Genomic DNA, 13,406 nt, shown 5'->3' with positions numbered 1-13,406 from the left:
CGCACTTACCAGCCGAAGCCGGCACCGACGCCGACCGAGCTGTCATCACTGCTGAAGGCACCACCGACGGTGACCGTGGCGCGATCGCTGATCGCACGCTGGTAGCCCAGCGACATGGCCGACTCGCCGCCCTGGAAACCGATGCCGACGCCGACCCGGTTCTGGGTGCGGATGCCGGCGGCACTGGTGGCCATGTTGAGCATCGCTGCGCTCATCGCGCCCTGGCGGTCGATGCGGCGATCCATGTGGCGCAGGCGTCCATCAACTTCGCCCTTGAACACATCGAAGCTGTCGGTGACTGCCTGAACGCGGCTGTCGGTGTAGCTGTTGGCGGTGGTGATGCCACGATCCAGCTGGCCCTTGTTGACCGCATCGGTTGCGGTGGTACCGGCCGCCACGTTGGTGACCTGGCGTTCGTTGCCCTCACTGCCGACCGAGACGGTGTTGGCGCGATCGGCAACCGAGCCCTGGCCCAGCGCCACCGCATTGGCCGCCGTTGCACTCGCGCCCTGGCCGACAGCGGTGGACGATGCACCGCTGGCGACTGCGCCATCGCCCATCGCGACGGCGTTGACGCCACCGCCTGCGACCAGTGCCGGCTGAGCACTGCCTGCGCTGGCGGCGGTCGGCGTGCCCTGCACACGGGCCGTTGCCGATCCGCCATCCGCCAGGCTCGCGTCGGTGGCAGCCGACGCCGTGGCCACGTTGGACGCGTCTGCGTCCAGCGGGGCGGCCATCGAACGCAGGCTGGCCGCGCCGGAACGCGTGCCGCTGGCGGTGCGACGATCGATCTCGCTGACCTTGCGGTCCAGTGCGCCCAGCGCGTCGCCGACGTTGCTGTAGGTGGACCCCTGGATCACATAGTTCGGCGCGACGAACACGCCCTGCATGCCGACGCTGGCACCGCCGCCGAGGAAGCTGGCGGCATCGCTGAGCGACTGGAACAGCTGCCCACCGTTGATCGCCTGGCGGCTGCCGGAGGCGATGCTGCCGGCGCCGACGTTGTCGATGGTGGTGCCCTGGATACCGGCCAGGGTCAGGCGGTCACGGCTGGCATCGTCGTAGCCGACCGAGCTGGCCGCGCTGGTTTCAACGGTGGCGATGCGCGAGTCGAAATCACCGACCCGGGTTTCCACCGCACCCACGCGCTGGTTGGTGACGTTGAGCTGTGAACCGGTCACGGCGTCGCTGCTGCCGGCGGCGATGCGGCCATCGGCAACGTTGACGATGCGGCGCGTAGCAGGACCATCAGTGCCGTTGCCGCCGCCGACCGACACCACGTTTGCATCCACCGCACGCGCGCCGGCACCGAGTGCCACTGAGTTGCTGCCGGTGACGGCGGCATTGGCGCCTACGGCCAGTGATGCGTTGCCGACGGCGCTGGCGTTGCTGCCCAGTGCATTGCTGCGGTTGCCACTGGCAGTGGCACTGGAGCCCACCGCCACTGCGTTGGTACCGCTGGCAGTGGCGGTGCCGCTGCCGTTGGCACGGAAGTGCCTGCTGGTGGCGTCGGCGGTGGAGGCCACCGCATCCAGCTGGCCCTTGTTCACCGCATCGTTGGCCTGGGTACCGGCGGCCACGTTGGTCACCTGGCGGTTGATCGCGCTGTGGCTGACCCCGGCAGCATCGACCCACTCCTGCGCCGCACCCACCGATACCGCATTGGCACGGTCGGCCAGCGAACCTGCACCGAGCGCCACGCTGTTGTCGGCGTCCTTGGTGGTCCAGGTATTGCTGCCCAGCACAGTGGCATTGGTGGCCTGCGCATAGCTGTTGTAGCCGACCACGGTGGCACCGTCCTCGGTGGCCCATGCCTCGCTGCCGATCGCGGTGGTGTGCTGGCCCGTGCCAACGCTGTTGGCGTCCTGTCCGGCCAGCGCGTTGAAGCCGACCGCCACGCCATTGAGCCCGGTGGTGGCATTGTTGCCCAGTGCGGTACCGAACTGGCCGGCGCGCGCCTGCACGCCGAAACCAGCACCGGCGATCTGCGCGACGGTGCCCTGGCCCACGGCTGTGGACACTTCGGCGGCCTGCGCGCCACTGCCCAGCGCGGTGCCGAAGAAGGCGGACGTGGCACCGGCGCCGTAGGCGGTGGACTGCCAGCCGTTGGCCGACGAGAAGTTGCCGACGGCGGTGGCTTCGCGACCATCAGCGGTTGCGCCATAACCGACGGCGGTTGCGGCCAGCCCGTTGGCCTGGGCGATGCCGCCGACGGCGACCGCACCGATGCCCTGCGCCTGGGACTGCGCACCGAGGGCCACACTGGCCGGGCCTGCGCTGCTGCTTTCCACGCCGATGGAAATCGCGCCACCGGCCGTGCTGCTGGCGCTGCTGCCGATCGCCACACCGTCTTCACCACTGGCCAGCGCATTGAAGCCGACGGCGGTGGCGTTGGCCGCGACCGCGGTGGCACCACTGCCGAGCGCACTGGCGCCATTGCCGATCGCATTGGCCGCTTCACCGGCCGCCAGCGCATTGTCACCTTCGACGTAGGCACCGGCATCGCTGTCGGCACTGCCGCTGGCCTGGAAGTGCTTGCTGGTCTTGTCGGCGACACTGGCCACGGCATCCAGCTGGCCCTTGTTCACTGCATCGGTGGTCTCGGTGCCGGCGGCAACATGGGTGACCTGGCGTTCACCGCCCGCGCTGCCGACGGCCACCGTGTTGTCACGGTCGGCCTTCGAGCCCGCACCAAGGGCGACACTGTTGACACCGTTGGCGGTCGCGCTGGCACCCAGAGCGGTGCTGTCAGCCGCATCGGCCCATGCATTCCAGCCGATCGCGGTGGCGTAGTCATCGGTGGCCCAGGCACCGGCACCGAAGGCCGCCGCACCGGTACCGCTGGCACGCGACGGGATCAGGCCGAAGAAGGTGCTGCCGCCGATGGCGACACTCTCTGCGCCACTGGCTTCGCTGGACTGACCGACGGCGACGGCGCCGCTGCCTGCTGCCGCCGCTCCGAAGCCGACAGCCGTGGTGTTGGCACCGGTCGCTGCCGAACCGTAGCCCAGCGCGGTGCCGAGGCGGCCGCTGGCTTCGCTGTAGCCACCGATGGCGGTGGTGCCATCGGCCGAAGCGGCACTGCGGAAACCACTGGCCAGCGACTGCGCACCGCTGGCGACGGCCTCCGCACCGTTGGCGGTGCTGTAGACGCCGCTGGCCTGTGCAGCGGTGCCGGTAGCGGTGGCGCTGATGCCACTGGCTACCGCGCCGTTGCCGAGTGCGGCACTGTCTTCACCGGTGGCCTGCGCGTTGCTGCCTACCGCAGCCGCATTGCTGCCCGTGGCCAGCGTGTTGAAGCCCACGGCGGTCGCGTTGGCGGCCACGGCCGTGGCACCACTGCCGAGCGCGGTGGCGCCGTTGCCGATCGCATTGGCCGCTTCACCGGCAGCCAGTGCGTTGTCTCCTTCCACGTAGGCACCGGCATCGCTGTCGGCGCTGCCGCTGGCCTGGAAGTACTTGCTGGTCTTGTCCGCCGTAGCGGCGACAGCATCGAGCTGGTTCTTGTTGACCGCATCGGTGCCTTCGGTGCCGGCCGCCACATGGGTCACCTGGCGTTCGCTGCCGGCACTGCCGACGGCCACCGTGTTGTCACGGTCGGCCTTGGAGCCTGCGCCCAGGGCCACGCTGTTGGCGCCGTTGGCGGTAGCGCTGGCACCCAGCGCGGTGGACTCGGCGCCATCGGCCCACGAGTTCCAGCCGATGGCGGTGGCATAGTCGTCGGTAGCCCAGGCACCGGCGCCGAACGCCGCTGCGCCGTAGCCACTGGCACGCGACGGCACCAGGCCGAAGAAGGTGCTGCCACCGATGGCCACGCTCTCATCGCCGCTGGCTTCGCTGGAATCACCCATCGCCACCGAACTGGCGCCCGACGCCGCAGCGAACACACCGGCAGCGGTGCTGTTGGCACCACTGGCCACGGTGCCATAGCCCAGCGCCGAGCCGAGGCGACCGCTGGCTTCGCTGTAGCCGCCCACCGCCGTGGTGCCGTCTGCAGAGGCTGCCGAACGGAAGCCGCTGGCCAGCGACTGCGCACCACTGGCAACTGCCTCGGCACCGTTGGCGGTGCTGTACACCGCCGTCGCCTGCGCGCCTGCGCCGGTCGCGGTGGTGCTGATTTCGCTGGCCACCGCGCCGCTGCCGAGCGCCGCACTATCTTCGCCCGTCGCCTGTGCGTTGTTGCCCACCGCAGCCGCATTGCCGCCGCTGGCCAGGCTGTTGAAGCCCACCGCCGTGGCGTTTGCCGCTACCGCCGTTGCACCACTGCCAAGTGCAGTAGCGCCGGTGCCGATCGCATTGGCGGCTTCACCGGCAGCCAGCGCGCTGTCACCTTCCACGTAGGCACCGGCATCGCTGTCGGCGCTGCCGCTGGCCTGGAAGTACTTGCTGGTCTTTGCGCCTTCGGCAGCCACCGCGTCCAGCTGGTCCTTGTTCACCGCATCGGTACCCTGGGTACCGGCGGCCACGTTGGTGATCTGGCGGGTGTTGCCGCCGCCACCGACCGACACGGTGTTGTCGCGGTCGGCAATCGAATCGGCACCCAGCGCCACGCTGTTGGCACCGCGCGATTCAGCCGCATTGCCCAGCGCGGTGCTGTTGATGCCCGGCGCATAGGCGCCGCCACCGACCGCGGTGGAATAGTCGCCGGATGCTTCGGTCGCCAGCAGGCCGAACAACGATCCACCGACGGCCACGGCATTGGTGCCGGTAGCCAGGCTGCCCTGGCCGGTGGCGGTGCTGTAGGCACCGGACGCTTCCGAATCGCCACCAAGCGCGACGCTGTTGGAACCGGAGGCGTTGGCAAAGTTGCCGAAGGCAGTGGCGTTGAATGCCGAGGCGTTGGCGTAACCGCCGATGGCGGTGCTGTAGCCACCGGTCGCTTCGGCACCAATGCCGAATGCTGCCGAAGCGGTGCCACTGGCCACGCTTTCACTGCCAACCGCCGTGGCGGCCTCACCGCTGGCGTTGCTGAAGTAACCCACCGCCACGGCTTCTTCGCCGCTGGCTTCGGACAGCACGCCGCTGGCGGTGCTGCCGGCGCCGCTGGCCACCGAGGCCGCACCGAAGGCCGCACTCTGCTCGCCGCTGGCTTCACTCTCGGCACCATGAGCAGTGGCGTATTCGCCGGTCGCCTGCGCGTTGGCACCGATGGCGCTGGCATTGGCTGCAGTGGCCAGCGCATTGAAGCCGATGGCCTGTGCGTTGCCGGCCAGTGCATTGGCGCCACTGCCGAGGGCGGTTGCGCCGTTGCCGATTGCATTGGCCGATTCACCCGCGGCCAGCGCGTTGTCACCTTCCACGTAGGCACCGGCGTCGCTGTCGGCACTGCCGCTGGCCTGGAAGTACTTGCCGGTGGTCGCGGCACTGGCTGCAACCGCGTCGAGCTGCGACTTGTTCACCGCATCGGTGGCCTGGGTACCGGCCGCCACACTCGTGATCTGCCGCTCGTTGCCCGCGCTGCCCACTGACACGCTGCGGTCGCGGCTGGCCACCGAACCGGCACCCAGTGCAACCGCGTTGTTACCACTGGCCGTGCTGCCCGCGCCCAGGGCGATCGCACTTTCACCGCCGGCCACCGTGTTGGTGCCGATGGCGATGCTGTTGATGCTGTTGCCCAGCGCCTGGAAGCCCAGCGCAACACTGTTGTCGCCGTAGCTGAAGGCGCCGCGGCCGACGGCGGTGGAACTGGTGCCGTTGGCCCAGCTGTTGTAGCCGATGGAGGTGGCGCCGTTGGCGCTGGCCCATGCCGCCGGACCAAACGCGGAGGCATTGCGGCCGGTGGCCCACGCGCCGGCACCGAAGGCGGTGGCGCCTTCCTCGCTGGCAGTGCTGTAGCCACCCACGGCGGTGCTGTCGTCGGACTTGGCGAAGGCACTGTCACCGATGGCGACGGCATAGCTGCCGGTAGCGCGCGACTTGCCGCCCGCCGCGAAGCTGTTGTCGCCGGTGGCCTGTGCCGCATTGCCGAAGGCGCTGCTGCTGGTACCGGTGGCCTGCGCAGCATTGCCGACGGCGGTGGAACCGGCCGAAGCGGTTGTGCCGATCTGCACCGGGTTGCCTTGGTCATCCAGCAGCGGCTGGTTGTATTCGTCGTAGGCCTGGCCGAGGCCACCCACAGCTACCGCACCATCGCCATCGGCGAAGGTATTGCGACCCAGTGCCACGCTGTCGGCGCCGATTGCAGCCGCGCCTGCACCCTGTGCCAACGCACCGGCACCGATGGCGTTGCTGGCCGAACCCGCCGCCACCGCACCCTCGCCTTCTGCGTAGGCACCGGCATCGCTGCCGCTTTCCGGCTGCGCCTGGAAGAAGCGCGCGGTGGTGTCGGCGGTGCTGGCCACGGCGTCCAGCTGGGCCTTGTTCACTGCGTCGGTGGCTTCGCTGCCAGCAGCCACGCTGGTGATCTGTCGCTCGTTGCCGGCACTGCCCACGGCCACGCTGTTGGCGCGCACCGCTTCGGAATTGGCGCCCAGTGCAACGCTGTTGGCACCACGCGCAGTAGCGTAGTAGCCGACGGCGGTGCTCTGCGTGCCACTGGCCCAGGTCTGTGCGCCCAGCGCACTGGCGTTCTCGCCCGGTGCATAGGCGAAGTAGCCCACTGCGACCGACTCGGCACCGGAGGCCTCGGTCAGGCTGCCATTGGCCACGGCCTGGTCGCCGCTGGCGATGGCACCGGCACCGACGGCGGTGGCCGCTTCGCCACTGGCCTGGGTCTGCACGAAGAAGCCCAGGCCCGGGATCAGGTCGGCCGGGCCACCGATGGCCACGCTGCTGGTGCCGGTAGCGTTGCTCTGCGTACCGACGGCGGTGGAATAGTCGCCGATGGCATTGGAGACAGCACCGAATGCCGACGACTGCGCACCCGCCGCATAGGCTCCCACGCCATACGCCGACGCTGCGAAACCACCGGCATCGGCGCTGGCGCCGACGGCGGTACCACCGACCCCGGCACTGGTGGCGCCGGTCTCTACCGGCACGCCACCACTGGTGATCAGCGGATTGCCATCGGCATCCACCGCAGCACCGCCGACGGCGACGCTACCCGGGCCGACTGCCTGCGCGTTGTTGCCGAAGGCCGCGCTGTTCTGACCAGATGCAAGCGCGTTGTTGCCGACCGCAGTGGCGTTCTGCGCGACGGCGGTCGCACCTGCACCGACGGCGGTCGTGCCGTTGCCGATCGCATTGGCGGCTTCGCCAGCGGCGAGCGCGTCATCTCCCTCGGCCAACGCACCGGCATCGCTGCTGCTGCTGCCGGTGGCCTGGAATCGCTTGGCGGTGGTATCGGCTACCGCTGCCACGTCCTTCAACTGAGCGACGTTGACCGCATCGGTATCTTCGGTACCGGCGGCAACGCTGGTGATCTGCCGGGTCAGGCCGTAGTCGACCGCACCCACCGACACGGTATCGACGCGGTCGGCCAGCGAGCCGGCGCCCAGCGCCACGCTGCCGGTAGCCACGGCCGCCGAATTGGAACCCAGCGCGGTGCTGTATTCGCCCACCGCCGTGCTGAACGCACCGACGGCAATGGAGGCTTCGTTGGCGGCGGTCGCACCACGGCCCAGCGAGGTGCTGCCGGGGCCCATCGCCACGGCACCCGCGCCGACCGCGGTAGCGCCATCGGCGCTGGCTTCGGACAGTGCACCCAACGCGGTGGCTGCACCGTTCTCGCTGGCGGCCACGGCACTTGCACCTACCGCCGTATCGCCAAGGCCGAAGGCGGCCGCACTCTGCCCGACCACCACGCTGGCATCACCGAAGGCGAGCGCGTTCTGGCCGAAAGCACTGGCACCAAGTCCTGCGGCAATCGCCTGGGTGCCGACCGCGGTGGTGGCGTTGGCCAGCGACTGGCTGCCACTACCGACCGCGATGGCGCCCTGGCCTTCGATCTTTGCCGCGTCGCTGTCATCGCCAGCGCCATCGGCCTTGAAATAGCGGCTGCCCTCGGCCGCCGCCTGCGCAAGCGCGGCCTGCGTGGCGCGCGCCTGTGCATCCAGCTGTGCCTTGTTCACCGCATCGGTGGCGGCGGTACCGGCGGCGACATTGGTCACCTGCCGTTCCTTGCCGGCATCACCGACAGAAACGGTGTTGGCGCGCGTTGCCTTGGAACCGGCACCCAGCGCCACGCTGTTGGCGCCGGTGGCGCTGGTACCCGCGCCAATCGCCACCGCGTTGCTGCCCTTGGCGCTGGCACTGCCATCGACCACGCACTTGTCCAGCACCTTGCTGTTGAGCACCACGCAGTTCGCGCTGCCCCCAATCTCAACCGACTGCGCCGCAGCGATGCCGGTCATGCCCAGTCCCATTGCCAAGGCCAACGCTGCGGCCAGTCGTGCCGGCGCGGCATCCGTCGCACTGCGGCGCTGGTCGACGACCCCGCCTGATGAGCCGGAAGAGGCCAGTTCCGAGGCCACCACCAACTGACCCAATGCTTTGTTCCAGACCTTGCGATAAATCCGATTCATCGGTACGGCTCCTGATTGGACTGGTTTTGGGCAAAGCAACGCCACCGCCGAACCTTCGTGGTTCAACGTCCCCTGGGGGCGTTATTCGCGTGATTTACTGCGGGGTATTGCCGAACGGCGCGCAGGGACAGAAAACCGAGCGCATGCGCCGTGCGGTTACTGCGGGATGAACAGATTTGAAACGGGGGTCAAGTGTTAACGTCATCTTTGCGAATCGTCAAGACTTTGACGCAGCAAAAGCCATTGCCGTGAAGCAGTTCACTGTTTCACTTGTTTATTTACGTATTTTGTTAGGTATACGTGAGGGAATCTTCACATATGAAAACGTATGTAACTGATGGCCAGCACAGGAGTTTCCGTATTCAAAAAGAAAAACCCGCCGGTTTCCCGGCGGGTTTCCATACGCGATGGCATCGTCAGCTGCGCAACACGTGTGCGATCAGCCGCACCACACCCGTGCGTTGCGGAACATGCGCATCCACGGTGAATCACCCTGCCAATCGGACGGGGCCCAGCTCAGGTTGAGCGCGCGCGGGGTGCGCTCCGGGTGCGGCATCATGATGGTCACCCGGCCGTCGGTGCTGGTCAGGCCGGTGATGCCGTCGGGCGAACCGTTCGGGTTCAGCGGGTACTGGCTGGCGACGTTGCCGTTGCCATCGATGTAGCGCAGTGCGACACGGGCTGTGGCCTGGTCGACGGCGTTGTCGAACACCGCCTGGCCTTCGCCATGTGCCACCGCCACCGGCAGGCGCGACCCGGCCATGCCACGCAGCAGGATCGACGGCGACTCCACCACTTCCAGCAGCGCGGTGCGGGCTTCGAACTGCTCGCTGGCGTTGCGGCGGAACTGCGGCCAGTGTTCGGCACCGGGGATGATGTCCTTCAGCTGGCTCATCATCTGGCAGCCGTTGCATACGCCCAGGGCGAAGCTGTCCTCGCGCGCGAAGAACGCGGCGAAGGCATCGCGCAGCGCAGTACGTTCCAGGATCGAGGTCGCCCAGCCGCGGCCGGCACCGAGCACGTCGCCGTAGCTGAAGCCGCCGCAGGCGACCAGGCCGGTGAAGTCCTGCAGCGCCACGCGGCCTTCGATGAGGTCGCTCATGTGCACGTCGAATGCGCGGAAGCCGGCACGTTCGAAGGCGTTGGCCATCTCGATCTGGCCGTTGACGCCCTGTTCGCGCAGGATCGCAACGCGCGGACGCGCCCCGGTCTGCACGAACGGTGCGGCGACATCCTCATTGGGATCGAAGCTCAACTTCGGCTTCAGGCCCGGCGCGGTGAAGGCGCGGGCGATCTCGCGCTCGGCATCGGCGTTGGCCGGATTGTCGCGGCGCTTCTGCATGGCGTGGGTGACCGACCACCAGGCGTCGAACAACGCTTCCCAGCGCCATTCGGCCAGCGACTCACCACCCAGCGACACCCGCACCACCGGCGCGGTGGTCGGCTTGGCGATGCGCTGCGCGCATTCGGTCAGCGCGTGGCGCTCGACCAGGTCGGCGAACGCAGCGCGGTCTTCGCGGGCGATCTGCACAACGGCGCCAAGCTCTTCATTGAACAGGCTGCGGAACGGATCATCGCCCCAGGCGTCGAGGGTGATGTCCAGGCCCAGGCGCGAGGTGAAGGCCATTTCGCACAACGCGGCGAACGCGCCACCGTCGCTGCGGTCGTGGTACGCGCGCAGCAGGCCGGACTGGCGTGCATCGCGGATCAGCTCGAAGAAGCCACGCAGGCGCTGCGGATCGTCCAAGTCCGGGGCGGCACCGGCGAAGGCCGGCAGGTCGCCGTGGTCGGCGTGCACCTGGGCCAGGATCGAACCGCCCAGGCGCTGCTTGCCGGCACCGAGGCCGATCAACCACAGCTCACTGTCGATATCGCGGTCCAGCAGCGGGGTCAGCTGCTGGCGTGCATCGGCCACCGGCGCGAACGCGGTGATCACCAGCGATACCGGCGACACGCTCTTGTGCGCCGCGCCCTGGTCGTGCCACTGCGCCTGCATCGACAGCGAGTCCTTGCCCACCGGGATGCTGATGTCCAGCTGCGGGCACAGTTCCATGCCCACCGCCTTCACCGCGTCGTACAGCAGCGCGTCTTCGCCCGGGTGGCCGGCAGCGGCCATCCAGTTCGCCGACAACTTGATTTCATCGAGCGCGTCGACCGGGGCTGCGCACAGGTTGGTCAATGCTTCGCCAACGGCCATGCGGGCCGAAGCGGCAGCGTCCAGCAGCGCCAGCGGCGTGCGTTCACCCAGTGCCATCGCCTCGCCGGCCACGCCGTCGAAATCGGCCAGGGTGATCGCCACGTCGGCCACCGGCAGCTGCCACGGGCCAACCATCTGCTCGCGCGCGGTCAGGCCGCCCACGCTACGATCGCCGATGGTGACCAGGAAGTTCTTGGAGGCCACCGTCGGGTGCGCGAGCACGCGCAGACCGGCTTCCTGCAGATCCAGGCCACCGGTCTTCAGCGCCGGCCAGCGTGGTGCCGGCGGGTGCGCGGTATCACGGTGCATCTTCGGCGGCTTGCCGAACAGCACGTCCATCGGCAAATCGATGGGTGCATCGGCCGGGATGTTGCCCGGCACGGCACCATAGGCCACCACCAGGTGTTCGGCTGCGGTGGCGACACCGACCGCAGCGAACGGGCAGCGCTCGCGCGCGCACAGCGCGGCGAATTCAGCCAGGCGCTCCTGCGCCACACCGAGTACGTAGCGCTCCTGCGACTCATTGCACCACAGCTGCATCGGCGACAGCGACGGATCGTCGGTGGGCACCTTGCCCAGGTCGATGATGCCGCCCACGCCGGAATCGTGCAGCAGTTCGGGAATGGCGTTGGACAGGCCACCTGCACCGACGTCATGGAAGAACTTGATCGGGTTGTTGGCACCCATCGCCACGCAGCGGTCGATGACCTCCTGGCAGCGACGCTCCATCTCCGGGTTGTCGCGCTGCACGCTGGCGAAGTCCAGGTCCTCGGCGCTTTCACCGGAGGCGACCGAACTGGCGGCACCGCCACCGAGGCCGATCAGCATCGCCGGGCCGCCGAGCACGATCACGGCATCGCCGTCCTGCAGCAGGATCTTGTCGACCTGCACGCGATCAATGGCGCCGAGGCCACCGGCCAGCATGATCGGCTTGTCGTAGGCGCGCACCAGGTCGGCGCCTTCCGGCAGTTCGAAACTGCGGAAGTAGCCGAGCAGTGCCGGGCGGCCGAACTCGTTGTTGAACGCAGCGCCGCCGAGCGGGCCGTCGGTCATGATCTCCAGCGCCGGCGCCATGCGCGGGTTCAGCGCGCGCGGCGCTTCCCACGGCTGCGGCAGCTCGGGAATGCGCAGGTGCGAGACCGAGAAACCGCTCAGGCCGGCCTTCGGCTTGCCGCCGCGACCGGTCGCGCCTTCATCGCGGATTTCGCCACCCGCGCCGGTCGACGCGCCCGGGAACGGGGCGATTGCGGTCGGGTGGTTATGCGTTTCCACCTTGATCTGGAACGCGCTGGGCACCTGCGGTTCGCGGCGGTACTCGCCGCTGGCCGGGTCCGGGCGATAGCGCGAGGCCGGATGGCCTTCGATCACCGCCGCGTTGTCGCTGTACGCACTGAGCGTGTGCTGCGGGGTCTGCTGGTGGGTGTTCTTGATCATCCGGAACAGCGAGCGGTCCTGCTCCTGGCCGTCGATGGTCCAGCTGGCATTGAAGATCTTGTGCCGGCAGTGCTCGGAATTGGCCTGCGCGAACATCATCAGTTCCACGTCCGACGGCGACCGGCCCAGCGCGGTGAAGCGCTCGCGCAGGTAGTCGATCTCGTCCTGCGCCATGGCCAGGCCGAGGCGCTGGTTGGCGGCCTCCAGCTGGTCCACCGGCACGCGCTCCAGTTCGCCACGGGCCGGGGTCGAGAACAGGGACTGGCCCTGATCGACGCGCTCCAGCACCGACTGCGTCATCGGGTCGTGCAGCACCTTGACCAGCGCCTGCTGGGCGGCAGCGTCTGTCGGCCAGCCCTGCACGTCGACGCGCAGGCCACGCTCGACCCGGCTCACCGGCTGGCCAGCACCGCGGACCAGTTCGCTGGCCTTGCTCGACCACGGCGACAGCGTGCCCAGGCGCGGCACCACGATGCGGCTGACCGCACCGTCAGCGACCGCCTCGGACTGCGGGCGGGCTTCCAGGATGCGGCACAGGGTATCGACGTCGGGGGCGGCAGTGCCCTCGGCCTGCACGAAGTAGACGTGCCAGGCACCGCTGATGCGCAGGGAGGGGGCGATGGACTGCAGGCGGGATTCAAGACGTTCGCGGCGGAACGGCGACAGGGCGGGCGCGCCCTCGAGGACCATCATGTCCGGGGAACCGTAGTTGGGAAACGGGCCCGACATTGTACCGGAAGCGGGGATAGGCTTCGGCCGGGCGGCGCCCGGCACCCGCCGAAGCCAAGGCAACGGCCAAAGCAAAAGCCGGGTTCCCGTGGGATGGCGGGGTGGGTCCGGTTGCGGGGGACGCCGTGAATCCGTCCATGGAGGCTCGGTCGCCGCATCCATGCGGCTCACGCCCCCGCAACCGGACCCACCCCGCCTTCGACAGATTTCCGCGATCTGCGGTAGATCCACGCCATGCGTGGATGCTCCCCGGTAGTGCCGGCTTCTTGCCGGCAACCAGGAAATTCCAGAAATCAGGCATTGAAGAGCGCAGCGACCGGCTTTTGCTTTTTGTTTTTTTGCTCTGTCTTTCGTGGCTGGCGCCACAGGAACCTGTCGGGGGCCGGGCGGGTGGGTTGCGCAGGGGCGTAAGCGCCATGGATGGCGCGCCCGAGCCTACAGGGACGTATTCACGGCGTCCCCTGCGCTCGTGGCTGGCGCCACAGGAACCTGTCGGGGGCCGGGCGGGTGGGTTGCGCAGGGGCGTAAGCGCCATGGATGGCGCGCCCGAGCCTACAGGGACGTATTCACGGCGTCCCCTGCGC

Annotated in this window: 2 protein-coding genes; both read right to left on the bottom strand. The window is 68.8% G+C overall.

All coding sequences use genetic code 11. The annotated features are described in order from the left end of the window. Positions 1 to 5: 5 nt before the first annotated feature. Positions 6 to 8,462 (bottom strand): ESPR-type extended signal peptide-containing protein, encoded by an 8,457-nt coding sequence (locus AC1DKR_RS20695; protein WP_478034973.1) that lies wholly within the window; start codon positions 8,460 to 8,462, stop codon positions 6 to 8. A 439-nt stretch (positions 8,463 to 8,901) separates the two neighbouring features. Further along, on the bottom strand, positions 8,902 to 12,786 hold the full coding sequence (gene purL, locus AC1DKR_RS20690) for a phosphoribosylformylglycinamidine synthase (RefSeq protein WP_478034969.1): 3,885 nt from the start codon (positions 12,784 to 12,786) through the stop codon (positions 8,902 to 8,904). Between the last annotated feature and the right edge of the window lie 620 nt (positions 12,787 to 13,406).

This window comes from Stenotrophomonas sp. 01N47 (assembly GCF_056399165.1).
This window is presented reverse-complemented; position numbering and strand designations above follow the sequence as displayed.

What these genes read in the sequence shown, in the direction of transcription:
- AC1DKR_RS20695 (WP_478034973.1), bottom strand. Translation starts at nt 8,462, where the DNA reads ATGAATCGGATTTATCGCAAGGTCTGGAACAAAGCATTGGGTCAGTTG.
- purL (WP_478034969.1), bottom strand. Translation starts at nt 12,786, where the DNA reads ATGATGGTCCTCGAGGGCGCGCCCGCCCTGTCGCCGTTCCGCCGCGAA.